Here is a 16,564-nt window from a genome sequence, read left to right as displayed (position 1 = left end):
TTTTAATGTTTATGGCTAAACGACAACCGTCATCCCGCTGCTTGTTAGCGGGATCTCTTGTTAGCGCCGCGGCGGTATGACGGTTCGTGGCGGCGTGACGATAAGCTCGTCATCCCACTGCTTGTTAGCGGGATCTAGAGATACCGCGAATGAATCGCGGTATGACGGTTCGCGGCGGTATGACGGTTCGCAGTGGCATGACGATAAGCTCGTCATCCCGCTACTTGTTAGCGGCTAAGAGATACCGCGAATGAATCGCGGTATGACGGTTAAGTAGGGTGTCATCCCAGTGTCACGCACTGGGATGACATTATAGGAGCACTGGGATGACACCCTCTTGGATGGAAATCAGTGTCAGATAATTTCATGACACCAGTTGTTGTAAACTCACTTTTTCTCGATTTTTTGGTTTATCTTGTCTACCTATTTTGCCACTCTGCTGAACAGATACACTCAACTAATGGTCAATACATCTTCTATTAAAAATTGTACAAATTCATTGCCATTCCAGTAATTCATAGAGATTTTACCCAAAACGGCTTTAACATTACCCTGCATGATAGCAGAGCCAAGGTGAGTATTTGCAGAGCGAAATGCAATAGCTTTCACCATAACATTATCATCAGCGATGAAACATTTTATATGGTCAACTCCTATAACTTCAGGCTTTCTTATCTTTGCTCCCTGAATGATAAACCTTGGTTCAGGATTCCCAACTCCAAATGGTCCCAAGCGTTGCAATTGATTCCATAAAGACAAATTTATTGCTTTAGCAGTTACTATACTATCAGCTTTTAAAGTTTTCTCATTTATAGAGTTTGAAAATCTTTCAGTAAAAAAATCATGTAAATCATTTATTTTGTCTTCTTTAATTGAAAATCCTGCCGCCATACTATGGCCACCACCTTCAATAATCAAATTTATAAACTTTGCGGAAAGGACTGCAGCACCGATATCAACTCCCAAAATTGATCTACAGCTTGCTTTTCCTATTCCATTATTTAAAGATATCACTACTGTTGGCAAGTGAAACTGCTCCTTTAGCCTTGATGCAATTATACCAATTATTCCCTGGTGCCAGTTGCCGCTTATCATTATAAAATTCGCACCTGATTGGGCAGACTCTTCCGCTTGTGCTGTAGCTTCCAAGAGAGCCTCATTTTCTAACACTTTTCTTGCATTATTCAAATCTATTAATTTTAGCGCGATTGAATGTGCCTCTTCTTCATCATCGGTGGAAAGCAACCTTGCACCGAGCGATGCTTCTCCAATTCTTCCTCCAGCATTTATGCACGGTCCAATGCTAAACCCCAACCGCGAAACACTTGGTTTTTCAAGGATTCCCAAAGCATCAAATAAAACACGCAAGCCAACGTTTTTTCTTGCTGACATCACTTTTAATCCTTGTGAGACAAGTGCTCTATTGAGGCCTGTGATCTGCATAACATCACAGACAGTTCCCAGGGCAACCAAATCCAACAGATCAAATAAATCTGGTTCTTTTTTGTTGGTAAAAAATCCTTGCTCACGTAGGCTTTTATTAAGAGCAACAATTAGCAGAAATGACACTCCAACTGCTGCTAGGTTATTATAAGGAGAGCTCTCATCAAGGCGGTTTGGATTCACAATTGCTACGGCGCTTGGTAATTTTTCCGTACCAAGGTGATGGTCAACAACTATAATATCAAGACCAAAAGCCTTTGCATCTTCTATTGGTTGATATGCAAGCGTACCACAATCAACGGAAATACATAAATCAATTCCATTCTTTTTAAGTTGTAATAAAGCATCTGTGCTTAATCCATAACCCTCATCAACACGATCTGGAATGTAGATTATAGAGTGTATATCGATTGCTCTCAGGTACCTGTTAATCAATGCTGACGACGTTGCACCATCAACATCATAGTCACCAAATATTGCAAGGTTTTCATCATTTTTTATTGCCCGTATTATACGAGAAACAGCTTTATCCATATCAAGAAGGTGAAAGGGATCTGGTAATAGCGATCTGATTAGTGGATATAAGAAGTCGCTTGCATTTTCTATGTTAACACCACGAGTAACCAATATTCTTGCTAATATTTCTGGTAACTCAAATCTCTGTGTAAGAGTTAAGATTTGCCTTTGATCTGCTTCTTGCAACTTCCACAATGCATTTGTTATGCTGCGCTTTTCAATTTCAAGTAGCATATTCTTTGTAAATAAAACTACTTTACCAGAATTTTTAAGCTTGTTCTATAATTGTATTAGACTTCTGCATAACCTAAACTAAGTAGCAAAAAGGTATCATCTAAGTAGCTGACACTGGTCTCCATCCAAGAGGGCAGTAGCCCCTTCGGTGTCATTCCAGCGCGTGACCAGGTCTTTTTAGCTATCATAGGATGACAGAAGCAGACACTCCACTTTGTCGTTCCAGTGCCTCCTTTTTTTGTCATTCCAGTGCCTTGACTATTTGGATCCAGGAAAAAGAATGGTGTCATCCGAGTAGCCCCTTCGGTGTCATCCGAGTAGCTGACACTGGGATCCAGGTTGCTCACAAGCAAACTAGTATAGAAAGTGGTTACAACGTTTCCGATGAGATTGCAGAAAGGCTGGATCCCAGTGTCAAGCACTGGGATGACACCCTCCTAGTAGAAACGCTTTTGTAATTGCAACATTCGTGCAATCTTTAGCCATAAACATTAAGAAATTTACCAAATGAAAAAAAAGGCAAAAGAAGCCCCGTGGTTGGCTAATTACTTACATTATACTTTCAAGTATGGCGTTTTTTTATTCTAAACGCTTAATAACCGCGATTTAGTTGCTTTTAAGCCGCAACTAATCTAAATTATAAACATTAAGAAATTTACTAAACAGAAAAAAAGGCAAAAGAAACCCTAGGGTAGCTAGTTATTCACTATCCATTTTTTAAATCGGCGTTTTTTGATGTTTTAAATGCTTTATAAGCGCATTTCAGCTTATATTAGGTAAAAACCTAGAAATTTTATAAAGACATAAGATGCACATAGTGCAAAAAATTAAACATGGGACGCCAGATACGTGAGTTTTTTTGTCATTTAATCTGTACAGAGAAGATAAATAAATAGCTTCAGTATCATGATAAGGGCGCTGGCGGAGTTTGTCAAGGAAGTTTTTTCGTTTCTATGGGTCAGTTGGTACGCGCTTTGCCTTTTAACAGATGTAAAAGCACAATTATTACGAACAACATTCCACCAACAACTGATATAGCGCCACCTATAATGAAGCACGTGCGTGCTAACATTGACGAAATACTTGGCAGATCTGCAACCTTCCTTAAAGCACCATATCCACCAAGCCACACAAGGCCAGTGATATGGAGAAAATGCCCTATACTGTAGGCATAAATCTGTAATCTTACCATGGAACTTTTTATCTCTTTAAAGTTTAATTTAGGTAACATCCAGTAGACAAAATTCATAAAAGCTATAGTGATACCAACTACAGAACCGTGATAATGAGCAGGAATCGTGACATTACCTTCAATAGTCAACACTCCGAGCACATCTCCATAAGTGAACAACAAAAATGAATGTAATAAATAGTTGCTTTTATCATTAATAAAAGTTCTGATGTTGTAGCACACTAATATTATCAAAAAGCACGGCAAAACTGCTCCAGCAATTCTCATATGCCAAGTAAAAAACTGTATTAACTTGGCACTATCAACTGGATAAACAAAATATACAAACGGTGCGCCTACAGCTAAAATCGTGTTTATAAATAGTGGTAAAATAGTAATTTTATTGCTTGAAGCTAGACTAATATCATTGGAACTTAGCATTATTAAATAGACTAAAAACATTCCTTGAGTAAAAGCAAACTGCAATAAATGTCCGCCTCCCCAAAAGAGATATTCGTAAAATAAATTATTATCTGAGTGATATAGACCTGGAGGCATATTATTATATGCTAAAACAAAGCAAAGAAATGATGATACAAGTATAATAACCAGTCCAATTTGTCCCACGCAGAGGTATGAGGCTTGCTTATTTGACATATATGCAAGAACCGCATTTATTAATATACTGGCAATAAATAAACTGAGTCCAAGTAAAAATAATTTGTTTTGTAACACGGGAATATAATTACTTTTGATAACTTCAGTGTTTGGAACGAATGCGGATATAAACATGAGCAGCATCGAAAGGGTTGATAGAACCCATGAAAAGTTAAACCAACTATTGGTATTTTGTAGGTTTATGATAAAGAGCAGAGATATTATAGAGCACATCCACACTAAAATTGACAAGTTCACGTGTATCACCAGCGCATTATCAAAAATATATTGTGCAGAAGGAACAAGAGAGGAGATAAAAGGCAATCGTAGAAAAATAACAATTATTGACAACAATCCAGAGCAAGCAAGGGCACATACTGCTAAGAACATCCATTTTCTACAGAGCGGAGCGTTGTCTTGTATATTAAGCACAATCTTTTTTCTCAATTTTGTTCAATACAATATATAACACTGCAATAATACCTAAAACATAGCAATAGTATACGTGTGGCACGACTGCCAAAGGTGAAACTCCAGCAATAGTGCTAGCCAAAAGCAATTGAGCGCCATACGGTATTAATCCTTGAAATACACAAGAAAATGTGCCTAACCATGTTGCACTATAGTGAGGCGGTATTTCATATTTCTTAGCAATATCTCTAGCAATTTCACCACTAAAAATTATAGCGATGGTGTTATTTGCAAGTAAAATATCAAATATGCTGACTATTTTTGCAATAAATAATTGCGCAGTTTTTTTGTCCACCACGTTGTATCATAACCCAAGATGAAAGTTTATCTGCAAACTCCTTAGAATTTTTACCTACCAGTCCTGAAAGTCCGCCAACCATCAATGACAGTAGCATAATTTCATGCATACTCATAAACCCTTTGGTGATGTTTTGGCTTAAAAACAATAACCCATAATTGTTGTTATTTATAAATCCAATAATTCCAGCAAAAGTTATGCTTAAAACCAACGCCGTAAATACATTGATTCCAAAGTTTGCAAGCAATATAAGTATGATGTAAGGAGTCACAAGCAATAAAGAATACTCCTTAACTGAAATAGCAGCACTATTGCTTGAGCTATAAAATAATATAATTATTGTGAATATAGAAGCAATTAGTGCCACTTTTGCATTCAGTTTTAATTTTTTCTTTATATCAGCCTTTTGAGACATCACAGATGCAATTGTAGTATCAGAGATAATAGATAAATTGTCGCCAAACATTGCTCCTCCTACAACGGTTGCCACTCCTAAGGAAGGAGAAATCCCAGCTTGTGTCAGTTCAACTGCAATAGGAGCAATTGTTGCAATGGTACCCATTGATGTACCAATAGCAGTGGAGATGAAAGCTGCTACAAAAAATAATCCTATGAGTAAAAATTGTGTTGGTATAAATGAAAGAGCCAAATTAACTGTGGCATCAGCACTACCGATTGCTTTAGTTACTTCACTGAATGCACCTGCAAGTAAAAAAATGATGCACATAGTGATAATATTACGATCTCTTACCCCATCTAGAAAGGCATACATTTTTTCTTCAGTATTGCCCTTGTATAAAACCCAACCCAGAGCTATGGCAGGAACAATGGCTACCAGTGGAGATAACTGATAAAAAGCATTTGACACGCCAAGAATAGTAAAATATATACCACTTCCTACAAAAAGAAAGAGGAACAGTAAAATAGGCAAAAAATTTGTAAGATAAAACATACCTCAGCTCTGATAAATGCAAATCAACTATGATATAATTTATATTATTATAAACCACAGTTAGCATCTTGACCAATGTTTTTCTAGAAAGCAATCTACCAGAAAAGGTTTCCATGAAAAGGACTATTATAATATGATTGTTATCATCTACTTGAATTAAACTGGGAGATAGAATAAGTAAAAAATATGAATGACATAACAACAAAGCAAGTCATATCCTTATGGGATGCGCAAGTTGGTGGGTTTTTGCCAGATAGAAAGGAAGGTGAAGAAATTGAGTGTTCAAATGAATCATCAGCTACCTAAAACTTTATATTCTTTCATCTGGCATTTTTTGAAACCATACAAATTATCGGTCTCGATTTTTGTTTCCCTTGCAATCTTTGCGGGATTTTGGGGACCGTTGAACAGCATACTGATTAAGAACATCATCAACCTTCTACCACATGTGCAGAATGGAGATATTTCAATTTTAATATTACCATCAAGCCTGATTGTCATGAATTTTATCGTATTTGATAATTTCACTTGGAGAGGAATTGGTTATATACGCTGTAGATTTATTCCTGTTGTTATTAATAGTGTCATTGGAAAAGTGATGGATCATGTACTCGGAAAATCTAATAAATTTTATCAGGATAATTTATCAGGAAAAATTTCAAGACAAATTACTAATCTAGCAGATGGAATTGAAATTCTGATAAGCAGAGTTGCACCGAATTTCTTAAGAGGAGCTTCATTGTTGTTGGCTGCTTTTATAGCTGCTTACTCTGTAAATTCTATATTTTATTTCATATTGGTTGTCTGGTTCATATTCTTTGCAAGTGCAAGCATTATGATGTCACGAAAGCTTATTTCGCTGTCTGATGTTCAAGCTAAAGAAGAATCGATAGTGATAGGTGAGCTGGTTGATTCTCTATCTAATCAAAGTAATGTCAGAAATTTTTCTAGAAAGTCTTATGAAAATTCAAGAATGATTCCATTTTTGTGTAATCAGCAAAAAGCGTATACAGCAACCCATTTTTACTCATTTATCATGCACTCCATACAAGGAGGATTAATAGCCATTATGATGGCTTCTTCTGCTTGTTTTCTAATTTATCTTTACAGCAAAAACTTAGTGGCTATAGGTGATTTTGCTTTAATATTAGGTTTATCGATGGAAACAGGACATATGATGTGGTTCACCATGTCAGAGGTCGATGAATTCAATAAAGCAGTCGGTAGATGTAAGCAAAGTTTAATTTCATTAATGATACATTGCGAAATTCAGGATAAACTTGATGCAGTTTCTCTCAAATGTAATAGTGGGCAAATCACTTTTAATAATGTCAAATTCCATTACGATGGTACCGAACCTCTTTTCCAGAATAAATCAATCGCTATCAAAGCTGGACAGAAGGTAGGACTTGTTGGCTATTCAGGTGGTGGTAAATCTACTTTTGTGAACCTGATATTAAGGCTTTACGATGTAACTGATGGTGCAATTCTCATAGATGATCAAGATATTTGTAATGTTACGCAGGATTCTTTGCGTGCAAAAATCGCAATGATCCCACAAGATCCATCGCTTTTTCATAGGACTTTGATGGAGAATATTCGCTATGGAAAAACAAATGCTAGCGATGATGAAGTAATTGAAGCGGCAAAAAAAGCACATGTTCATGAGTTTATTTCAAAATTACCCCAAGGTTATGATTCACTCGTTGGTGAAAGAGGTGTGAAACTTTCTGGTGGACAAAGGCAACGTATCGCAATTGCCAGAGCTATCTTAAAAAATGCTCCTATATTAATTCTGGATGAAGCAACTTCACAGCTTGATTCTGTGACTGAAAGTAATATTCAAGAATCTCTATGGGAGTTGATGCAAGATAAAACTACAATAGTAATAGCCCACCGCCTATCTACGCTTTTGCATATGGATCGCATTTTAGTGTTTGATCAAGGTAAGATTTTAGAAGATGGCACGCATCAGGAACTTCTTGATAAAAACGGAATGTATAAGACCCTATGGAATGCGCAAGTTGGTGGGTTTTTGCCGGATAAAAAAGAAGTGGAGATTGTATAATATTTTCTTAATCTAATGCTTCAATGTTTCCGACATAGGAAAAGTATCATCTTTATTTTCTATAGAGGAAGGCACACTATTTTGATTATCATCACCATCAATTGGAGTAGTAGGGTGCATTAAAGCAACTTTCATAACTTCATCAATATTCTTAGCAAAAACTACGTTGATCCCCTCTTTGATGCTTGCCGGAATCTCTTGCATATCTTTCTCATTTTCACTTGGTATAATCACAGTTTTGATTGATCCTCTGAGCGCTGCAAGCAATTTTTCTCTTAAGCCCCCAATAGCTAAAACTCTACCACGCAATGTCACTTCGCCTGTCATAGCAACATTTTTGTTAACTGGTATATTCGTCATAAGAGAAACAATAGACGTACATACCGCGCCGCCAGCAGAAGGGCCATCTTTTGGTACCGCACCCTCAGGTACATGTAAATGTATATCATTATTTTGGAATTTTTCGGGCTTTATACCAAAAAACAAACAATTTGATCGAATATAACTATACGCAGCTTTTATAGATTCTTGCATAACCTCTCCAAGCTTTCCTGTGTATTTTATTTCTCCCTTGCCCGGAATTAGGACTGATTCTATCATCAAAATATCACCACCTGTTTCAGTATAGGCGAGCCCAGTTACTATTCCTACTAAACTCTCATTTTCCGCAATGCCAAAGGTATATTTACGTACCCCTAAATAATCTTGTAAATTGTCAACCCCTACGGATATTTTCTTATTTTTATCAGTCAATATTTCTTTAACTGCCTTTCTCATGAGCTTTGCAAGCTCCCTTTCCATACTCCGCACACCACTTTCACGTGTATATAAACGTATCAACTCGTATAACGCCTCATTAGTTATGTCCCATTCCTTCTGATACAAACCATGCTCCTTCTTTAACTTCGGAATAAGGTGGTGTGTAGCAATACTGATTTTTTCATCTTCAGTATACCCGGACAATTGTATAATTTCCATCCTATCACGCAAAGGATGTGGTAAATTTAAGCTGTTTGCCGTAGCTACAAACATTACACTTGAAAGATCAAACTCAACTTCCAAGTAATGATCCGTAAAGTGTTTATTGTGCTCAGTATCTAAAACCTCAAGTAATGCAGATGCAGGATCGCCACGCGAATCAGAACCCATCTTATCTATTTCATCAAGCAGAAAAAGCGGGTTGCATGAATTAGCTTTTTTCATGTGTTGAATGATTTTACCAGGCATTGAGCCAATATAAGTTTTCCTATGCCCTCGTATCTCAGACTCATCACGCACACCACCAAGAGCTATGCGAACAAAATCTCTTCCTACTGCTCTTGCCATAGACTTAGCTAAAGAAGTTTTACCAACACCTGGCGGTCCAACTAAGCAAAGTATAGGACCTTTTATCTCTTTTACTCTTTTTAATACCGCTAAAAATTCTATTATTCTATCTTTTACTTTCTCTATGCCATAATGATTTTCATCTAAGATTTTCTTAGCTGCATTTAAGTTAATTTTTGCATCTTTGTACTTTCCCCATGGCAACTCAAGCAACCAATGCAAGTAACTAGATATAACTGTAGCTTCAGGAGAAATGGGATTCATTTTCTTGTATCTCTTCAAATCAGTTATAGCTTTCTCTCTTGCTTCCTGAGAAAGCTTTGTTTCATTTATCTTTTTTTCAAATTCATTGAGTATATTCCCTTCATCACCATTCTCAAATTCGCCTAATTCTTTCTGTATAGCTTTCAATTGCTCGTTAAGGTAGTAAACTTTCTGAGTGCTTTCAACTTGCGATTTAATTGTCTTATATAAACGGTTTTGTGCGTTCAAAATACTCATTTCTCTCTCAATAAAAGCAAAAGCTTTTTTTAAACGCTCTTCTGGGTCATAAGCCTCAAGTATGCTTTGTTTATCTGATACTTTTATATTTAAATGTGAAGCTACCGTGTCTACAAGTTGATCAACTTCTTTGATTTGATCAATGGAGTTAATGGCAACCTCGGGCTGATTTTTCTTGTTTAGCTTACACCAGCTATCGAACGCGTCTACAACAGACCGCCTTAAAGCTTCTAAATCAATATTGTCTTCATCTTCTTTATAATGATTGTCTAACTCTACCCTGGCTTGTAATAAAGTATGAGAGCTAATATATTCTACAACTCTTCCCCTTCTTATCCCCCGGATTATAACTTTTACTGCATTGTCAGGTAATTTTATTAACGGTTGTACAATGCTTGCTAACACACCTACTTCATAAAGATCTTCAGGCTCTGGATTATCAACAGAGCCATCTTTCTGTGCTACAAGAAAAATCTCATTTTGGTGATTACTACTACTTATTGCATACTCTAGTGCATTAACAGATTTTTCTCTGCCTATGAATAAAGGCACCATTATATTTGGAAAAATTACTACATCTCTTAAAGGTAATACTGGCAATGCAGTAAAACTAGAGCTTACAGAACGTTCAATGTTCATAATATATGCCTCAAATTAATCATTAACCGTTATAACATTGCCATTGTTATTATGATTAACCGTTGCTTTTCCTAATTCTACCATTTTCTTAGTGATTACTATAGTGCTACCTTCAAAGCCTCCGTTTCCAGATGTATACATAATGTCAAGCAAAAGTGACTCCAAGATAGCACGTAACATTCTTGCACCTGTTTTGTAGCTTATAGCCTTTTTAGCAATAGCTGATATTGCTTCATCTGAAAACTCAAGGTTTACTTTGCTAAACGCAAGCAATGCTTTGTACTGTTTTATTAGTGCATTCCTTGGCTCTGTCAACACATGTATTAAATCTTCATGATCCAGCTCATCTAAAACAGCAGTTATTGGAACCCGCCCTACAAATTCGGGTATTAAACCGAATTTGATTAAATCTTCAGGTTGAACATCATGTAAAGCATTCTTTTTCTTTTGCTCTTTAGACTGACTTATATCTGCTCCAAAGCCAACTGACGTTCCCTTTTTTCTCGCTTCAATAATTTTATCGAGGCCTTCAAAAGCTCCTCCACAAATAAACAGTATGTTACTAGTATCCACTTGTATAAACTCTTGTTGCGGGTGTTTTCGCCCTCCTTGTGGCGGAACATAAGCAACTGTACCCTCCATAATCTTAAGCAGAGCTTGCTGGACCCCTTCACCTGAAACGTCACGGGTTATTGAAGTGCTTTCAGATTTTCTTGTAATCTTGTCTATTTCATCTATAAACACTATACCACGCTGTGCTTTTACAACGTCATAATTTGCAGCTTGTAATAAACGCGACAACACGCTTTCTACATCATCACCCACATAACCTGCCTCAGTTAAAGTTGTCGCATCAGCCATAGCAAATGGCACATCTGAAACTTTAGCAAGTGTTTTGGCTAGCAAAGTCTTACCAGAACCAGTGGGACCAATAAGCATTATATTTGACTTCTCGATTTCAATATCACTTATAGCATGAAATTGTACCATGGATTGACAATGGTTATACATAGCTACAGATAAAACGTGTTGCGCGTGTTCTTGACCTACAACATGCTTGCTGAGAAAGTTTTTTATATCCTCAGGTTTCTTTAGTAATAGCTTCATATCAGATATACGATCTGAATTAAAAGATCTATCTTTCTTTTGACTTATTGCTTTATGGGATAATTCTATGCACTCATTACAAATAAACACCTTTAAACCATCCGAAGAGTTAGTAATCAATTTATCTACTTCATCTTGCGCCTTGTTGCAAAAAGAACAGTAGTGTAAATCATTATTGTTATCCATTAACCCACCTTTTGTTTAACTTTAATATTTTCAATTTCAATATCTGTACGCTCAGCTATCACCCTGTCAATTAAGCCAATTTTCCTTGCTTCTTCAGGATCCATGAATTTATCTCTTTCCATCATTCCTTCAATTTTCTTCAGTGAATTTCCAGTATGTTTTTCATAAATTTGATTTAGTTTTTTCTTAACCCGCAAAATTTCATTAGCATGTATTTCTATATCAGTTGCTTGACCATGATAACCACCAGATGGCTGATGTATCATAATTCTTGAATGAGGTAGAGAGTAGCGCTTACCTTTTGTACCAGCTGCAAGCAATAAAGAACCCATAGACGCAGCTTGACCTATACATAAAGTTGAAACGTCTGGGTTTATATATTGCATTGTATCGTAGATCGACAAACCAGCAGTTACAACACCACCTGGTGAGTTGATGTACATACAAATGTCTTTATCGGGATTTTCCGATTCTAAAAATAAAAGCTGTGCTACTATTACACTGGCCATGTTGTCCTCAATAGGACCTGTTACAAAAATTATTCTTTCTTTCACTAGTCTTGAATATATGTCATAAGCGCGCTCACCGCGACTAGTTTGTTCAACTACAATTGGTATAAGAGTCATACCTTTTCCTACTAAATATTATCAAATAATTCCTTTAATTCTTTCACAGAAACAATCTGCTCTTCTTTACTAACTTTTTCTATTATATAATCTGTCACTTTATACTCAAGCGCTTGCCCTCTAACTAATTCTTGAAATTGTTTATTTGATTCAAAATGCTTAAGTACTCTGTCAAATTGCACATCTTTACTGACATATTGATTTACAATAACACTCAAAACATCATTTTGAGTTAATGATATTTTATGTTCTGCACTAAATTTCATAAATAACATAGCAAGCTTTACACGTTTTTCAGCTTCTTTACGAGAATCATTTTGAGCACCCAATTCTCCTTCCATTCTTTGTTGCTCCTGTTTTACTATGTCTGTGGGTAAATCAAAACTATAGTTAGCATCCAAATAATCAAACAGCTCCTTTTTAATTAAGAGATTTCTCATTTCGGTGCACTGATCACCAATCATTTTTTTTGCATGATTTATTAGCAAAGAATAATCTTTAAACCCAATACTCTTAGCTATTTCATCATCATTTTCAAAATCTTTGGCAATTTGAATCTCATTAACTCGCACAGAAAAATCAGCTTCCTGTCCTGCAAGGGAAATGGCTTGGTAATTTTCAGGAAATTTCAACTTAAAGTTCTTTGTTTCTCCCTTTTTCATACCAGTTAATTGATCTTCAAAACCATTAATAAATGTGCCAGACCCTAAATTAACGGCAAAATTTTTGCTACTTCCACCTTGAAAGAGCTTATTCCTAATCCGCCCTTCAAAATCAATTATCAATTTATCCCCATCTTTCGCTTGATAAGAAGCATCATCAACAGAGGCAAAATTGGGGAACTTTGTTTTGATAGAATCAATAAATTCTTTTATATCTTCCTCTTCAATCTTTGCTTCAATTTTCTTTAAGTTTATTTTGTCAAGATCTATCATCGGTACTTCAGGCATCGACTCAAAAGATAGCTTGTATACAAAATTGCCCTCCTCATTTTCTTTGCCCAGATCTGGTAATGATATAACATCAACCTTAGGATAAATGTGAGACTTGACTTCAATTTTTTTCATCAAATCACTTGAGCAATAATCAATTGTATTATTTATCACATATTCCAAAGCCTCGTTTTTATAATTTGCAACAACAAGGTCATAGGGCATCTTTCCAGCCCTAAATCCAGGTGATTTTGCATTTTCTGCTATCTCTTGCAACCTGGAATTTACCTTTTGTTTTATATAATCACTACCAACTGTGATTTCATACTCATACTTTAGTTTATCTATACTAAGCTCTTTGTAGGTATATACGCTACTTACTTCGACTGTATTTTGAGGTATATTATTAGACATCATAATTCATTTATTAACATTTTAATTCATATCTTAATAGAGTCATTTTACCAGAATTTAAGTTAAACACAATCCTTAAGAACAGGTTTTTACACAAACAAAAGTGTATTTAGTGATTATAAATTTTCCCTTAAAACCTAAGTTACATGACTTTAAAGTGCGGATAGAGGGACTTGAACCCCCACGAGCAAGCTCACCAGGACCTAAACCTGGCACGTCTACCAATTCCGCCATATCCGCAAGAAATTTTCAGTACCCTATTATAGGTATTCCATTAAAAATATTCAAGGTTTAAAGTCTTACTTAATTTATGGTATTTACACAATCAAAAAAGCTTATTAACATTTCTTAATGAAAGCTCTAAACCCTGAAAATCAATAATGAGATTAATAACAAGCTTCTTACTCGCAATTTTTTTGATTACACAAAGTGGTTGCACAACCCTTATAATAGGTGGTGTGGTGGCTACAGCGACAGCAACAGCAATAACAATGCAGGACAAATCCTTGGGAAATATCATTGATGATACGACTATGGTCATCAGAATTAATAAGGGGCTCTTAAAACATGGGCTATTTTCATCCATAAAGGTTAAAGTAAGTGAAGGAAGAGTATTGCTCATTGGAAGTGTTGACACTCCTGAAAAACAACTTACAGCAGAAAAAATAGCTTGGCAGCAAAAAGAAATTAAAGAAGTGATAAATGAAATAAGAGTAATACCAATTCAAATGGCTTCCATGCTAGACACCACTGTAGATGGCATGATAACAGCGGAAATAAGAACAAGACTCCTGGGAAAAAGAAATATTAAGTCAATTAATTATAGCGTTAATACGGTTGATAGAGTTGTTTATTTGATGGGTATAGCCCAAAATAAAGCGGAATTAAAAGCTGTAATAGCAATTGCAAGAAAAGTAAAGGGAGTAAAACAAGTTGTAAGTTATGTACGATATAGGTACAGTAAGTTACGCCATTAGGCAAAAATCGCTTTCAAATTATAACATTTGTACAATTGTGACAATAGGTAGAGAACATAAATGAAAGTTGCCTTTCAGATGGATGAAAATATAAATTTTGAAACTGACACTACATTCGTGCTAATAAAGGAAGCACAAAGGAGGAAGCACGAAGTTTTTGTCTATGCTCCTAACAATTTAGCACTAAAGCTAAACCATCCAATTGCTCTGGCTCAGAAAGTCAGCGTTGATGATTTTAGTTTTATCTCTAAAGAGGATGTAGCAATCAACTTGAATGAAATGGACATCATATTTATCAGACAGGATCCACCCTTTGATATGCGTTATATTACAACAACATATATCTTAGAAAAAACCAGCGCATTGGTAATTAACAATCCAACAGAAATAAGAAATTGTCCTGAAAAATTGATAACTTCATTATTTCCAGAGCTAATTCCGCCAACTTTGATTACTGAAAATATATCAATGATTAGAGATTTCTACTACAACTATCAAGATATTATTCTGAAGCCATTGTATAGTTATGGAGGAAACGATGTGATAAGAATACAAGATGAGAATAGTATTCAAGTAGTAGTGGATCTCATGATAGCAAAATACGAATGCCCTGTGATTGCACAATCATTTTGTAAAAACATAGATAAAGATAAAAGAATATTGCTACTTTATGGCCAACCAATTGGTGTAATGAAACGAATTCCAAAAATCAGTGGAGAGATCAGAACAAACATGCGACTTGGAGCAAGTTTTGAGCCCGCTCAAATGAACGATAGAAACAATGAAATATGTAACAAAATTGGTCCTGAATTAAAGAAAAGAGGGCTAATATTTGTTGGTATTGATATTATAGATGACTTCCTGCTCGAAATTAACACAACTTCACCCACGGGAGTAGTTTATATCAATAAATTGTATAATATATCGCTAGAAAAGGATCTTTGGGACGTGTTTGAAGAAAAAGCAAGCAGCCATCAACTAAACCTGTGAACAATCACCTTAACAAACTCAGTAGTCCCATTCTTTATCCCTGTTTTTTCTGTACTATTGGTCATATCACGCAATTTTTGAGAATTATTTAATAGATCAAATAGTACCTCTGTTAGATTTTTTTTTGCTTCACTATTCTGCTTAACTATTATAGCTGCTCTCGAGTCTTCAATATATTTTGCGTTATAAAATTGGTGATTATCTTTTGAGTAAGGGTAAGGAATATATATAGCAGAACGCCTAGCAAGAGTGATCTCTGCTATTGAAGTTGCTCCTGCTCTGCTAATTACCAAGTGAGCATTGGCCAGTCTATTCTCCATATCATCAAAAAATTCACTCAATTCACAATCGATCTTTTCACTTTTGTATAGACTTTTGACCTTGTTTACATTTTTCTTCGTACATTGCTGCGTCACTCTAATTTTCTTTTTCATTTTAATAGGTAAATCACAAATTACGCTGCTTACTACATCATCAAAAAAATTTGCACCTTGGCTGCCTGCTATGACCAATATATTTAGGATTTTCTCAGTGCTAGAATGGCTCTGTGCTTTTATATCAACAAAATTTCCTGTAAAAATACATTTATTGCCCTCTGCATATTTAGTCTCCGGAAAGCTGGTTGCAATTAATTTTGCACTCTTGAAAAAGAATCTATTTACTCTCCCTAAAACTGTGTTTTGTTCATGTAAAATTATAGGTATAGAAAGAACTCTTGCTGCAAGAAGAGTTGGAAAAGAAGCATAGCTACCAAAACCAATGACCGATTTTGGTTTTAATTTTCTTACTTGATACAGTGCTAACATAGAGCTGTATATCAAGAAAAGGAAAAACTTAAATTTGTTGCTGCTTGGTCTACGTAATGGTAAGGTGTAGCTTTCTATGTCGGTATTTTTATTTGTTTTTTTATCAGTGAATAATATGCAATTGTATCCTTGTGTCTTTAGTGCTTTTGCTAAAGCTATGGCCGGAAAGATATGCCCACCTGTGCCACCTGTTGCTAAAATAATATCCATCTGTAAATAATAAATCCTAGATTGTTAACTGTTATTTAAC

The 16,564-nt window shown here is 35.6% G+C and carries 13 protein-coding genes and 1 tRNA gene; 3 read left to right on the top strand and 11 right to left on the bottom strand.

What is annotated here, in order from left to right:
- Window positions 1–453: 453 nt before the first annotated feature.
- The 5 genes from recJ to OOK89_RS04380 all read right to left on the bottom strand — a co-directional run bounded on the left by recJ (window position 454) and on the right by OOK89_RS04380 (window position 5,742).
- Window positions 454–2,193 (bottom strand): single-stranded-DNA-specific exonuclease RecJ, encoded by a 1,740-nt coding sequence (recJ, locus tag OOK89_RS04400; protein ID WP_264718820.1) that lies wholly within the window; start codon window positions 2,191–2,193, stop codon window positions 454–456.
- Window positions 2,194–2,249: 56 nt separating this feature from the next.
- Complete coding sequence (locus tag OOK89_RS04395; RefSeq protein ID WP_264718819.1) at window positions 2,250–2,615, bottom strand: hypothetical protein; 366 nt, start codon at window positions 2,613–2,615, stop codon at window positions 2,250–2,252.
- A gap of 536 nt (window positions 2,616–3,151) precedes the next feature.
- The gene (locus tag OOK89_RS04390) at window positions 3,152–4,411 is read right to left on the bottom strand and encodes a cbb3-type cytochrome c oxidase subunit I (protein WP_264718818.1); all 1,260 of its coding nucleotides are present in this window, start codon (window positions 4,409–4,411) and stop codon (window positions 3,152–3,154) included.
- Window positions 4,412–4,445: 34 nt separating this feature from the next.
- Window positions 4,446–4,790, bottom strand: coding sequence for a Na+/H+ antiporter NhaC family protein (locus OOK89_RS04385; protein ID WP_264718816.1), 345 nt, complete (start codon window positions 4,788–4,790; stop codon window positions 4,446–4,448).
- The gene (locus OOK89_RS04380) at window positions 4,735–5,742 is read right to left on the bottom strand and encodes a Na+/H+ antiporter NhaC family protein (protein WP_264718815.1); all 1,008 of its coding nucleotides are present in this window, start codon (window positions 5,740–5,742) and stop codon (window positions 4,735–4,737) included. Before OOK89_RS04380 ends, OOK89_RS04385 begins: the two co-directional genes overlap by 56 nt.
- Window positions 5,743–6,028: 286 nt before the next feature.
- Here OOK89_RS04380 and OOK89_RS04375 point away from each other — a divergent pair, with 286 nt between their 5' ends.
- Window positions 6,029–7,810 (top strand): ABC transporter ATP-binding protein, encoded by a 1,782-nt coding sequence (locus OOK89_RS04375; protein WP_458694368.1) that lies wholly within the window; start codon window positions 6,029–6,031, stop codon window positions 7,808–7,810.
- 12 nt (window positions 7,811–7,822) lie between these two features.
- Here OOK89_RS04375 and lon read toward each other — a convergent pair whose 3' ends face one another.
- The 5 genes from lon to OOK89_RS04350 all read right to left on the bottom strand — a co-directional run bounded on the left by lon (window position 7,823) and on the right by OOK89_RS04350 (window position 13,781).
- On the bottom strand, window positions 7,823–10,276 hold the full coding sequence (gene lon / locus OOK89_RS04370) for an endopeptidase La (RefSeq protein WP_264718813.1): 2,454 nt from the start codon (window positions 10,274–10,276) through the stop codon (window positions 7,823–7,825).
- Window positions 10,277–10,291: 15 nt separating this feature from the next.
- Window positions 10,292–11,569, bottom strand: a complete 1,278-nt coding sequence (gene clpX / locus OOK89_RS04365; RefSeq protein WP_006279985.1) for an ATP-dependent Clp protease ATP-binding subunit ClpX — start codon at window positions 11,567–11,569, stop codon at window positions 10,292–10,294.
- Window positions 11,569–12,195, bottom strand: coding sequence for an ATP-dependent Clp endopeptidase proteolytic subunit ClpP (gene clpP, locus OOK89_RS04360; RefSeq protein ID WP_006280254.1), 627 nt, complete (start codon window positions 12,193–12,195; stop codon window positions 11,569–11,571). Before clpP ends, clpX begins: the two co-directional genes overlap by 1 nt.
- Window positions 12,196–12,206: 11 nt before the next feature.
- Entirely contained in the window at window positions 12,207–13,541 is a 1,335-nt protein-coding gene (gene tig / locus OOK89_RS04355) for a trigger factor (protein WP_151808083.1), read from the bottom strand.
- A gap of 158 nt (window positions 13,542–13,699) precedes the next feature.
- A tRNA-Leu gene (locus OOK89_RS04350) sits at window positions 13,700–13,781 on the bottom strand.
- 140 nt (window positions 13,782–13,921) lie between these two features.
- On the opposite strand from OOK89_RS04350, the gene OOK89_RS04345 reads away from it, so the two are divergent.
- Window positions 13,922–14,518, top strand: a complete 597-nt coding sequence (locus OOK89_RS04345) for a BON domain-containing protein (protein ID WP_006279461.1) — start codon at window positions 13,922–13,924, stop codon at window positions 14,516–14,518.
- A gap of 60 nt (window positions 14,519–14,578) precedes the next feature.
- Window positions 14,579–15,508: a glutathione synthase gene (gene gshB, locus OOK89_RS04340; RefSeq protein WP_007549071.1), complete on the top strand. Its 930-nt coding sequence runs from the start codon at window positions 14,579–14,581 to the stop codon at window positions 15,506–15,508.
- Here the strand turns inward: gshB and murG are convergent.
- A complete protein-coding gene (gene murG / locus OOK89_RS04335) occupies window positions 15,493–16,524 on the bottom strand; it encodes an undecaprenyldiphospho-muramoylpentapeptide beta-N-acetylglucosaminyltransferase (RefSeq protein ID WP_007549072.1) in 1,032 nt (343 codons plus the stop codon). The two genes, gshB and murG, sit on opposite strands and share 16 nt — an antisense overlap.
- Between the last annotated feature and the right edge of the window lie 40 nt (window positions 16,525–16,564).

Origin of the sequence: Wolbachia endosymbiont (group A) of Lasioglossum morio, assembly GCF_947250585.1 — a bacterium.
In the GTDB taxonomy this organism is placed as follows: Bacteria; Pseudomonadota; Alphaproteobacteria; order Rickettsiales; family Anaplasmataceae; genus Wolbachia; species Wolbachia pipientis.
This window is presented reverse-complemented; position numbering and strand designations above follow the sequence as displayed.

What these genes read in the sequence shown, in the direction of transcription:
- tig (WP_151808083.1), bottom strand. Translation starts at nt 13,541, where the DNA reads ATGTCTAATAATATACCTCAAAATACAGTCGAAGTAAGTAGCGTATAT.
- clpX (WP_006279985.1), bottom strand. Translation starts at nt 11,569, where the DNA reads ATGGATAACAATAATGATTTACACTACTGTTCTTTTTGCAACAAGGCG.
- murG (WP_007549072.1), bottom strand. Translation starts at nt 16,524, where the DNA reads ATGGATATTATTTTAGCAACAGGTGGCACAGGTGGGCATATCTTTCCG.
- OOK89_RS04345 (WP_006279461.1), top strand. Translation starts at nt 13,922, where the DNA reads ATGAGATTAATAACAAGCTTCTTACTCGCAATTTTTTTGATTACACAA.
- lon (WP_264718813.1), bottom strand. Translation starts at nt 10,276, where the DNA reads ATGAACATTGAACGTTCTGTAAGCTCTAGTTTTACTGCATTGCCAGTA.
- OOK89_RS04380 (WP_264718815.1), bottom strand. Translation starts at nt 5,742, where the DNA reads ATGTTTTATCTTACAAATTTTTTGCCTATTTTACTGTTCCTCTTTCTT.
- OOK89_RS04390 (WP_264718818.1), bottom strand. Translation starts at nt 4,411, where the DNA reads ATGTTCTTAGCAGTATGTGCCCTTGCTTGCTCTGGATTGTTGTCAATA.
- gshB (WP_007549071.1), top strand. Translation starts at nt 14,579, where the DNA reads ATGAAAGTTGCCTTTCAGATGGATGAAAATATAAATTTTGAAACTGAC.
- clpP (WP_006280254.1), bottom strand. Translation starts at nt 12,195, where the DNA reads ATGACTCTTATACCAATTGTAGTTGAACAAACTAGTCGCGGTGAGCGC.
- recJ (WP_264718820.1), bottom strand. Translation starts at nt 2,193, where the DNA reads ATGCTACTTGAAATTGAAAAGCGCAGCATAACAAATGCATTGTGGAAG.
- OOK89_RS04375 (WP_458694368.1), top strand. Translation starts at nt 6,029, where the DNA reads ATGAATCATCAGCTACCTAAAACTTTATATTCTTTCATCTGGCATTTT.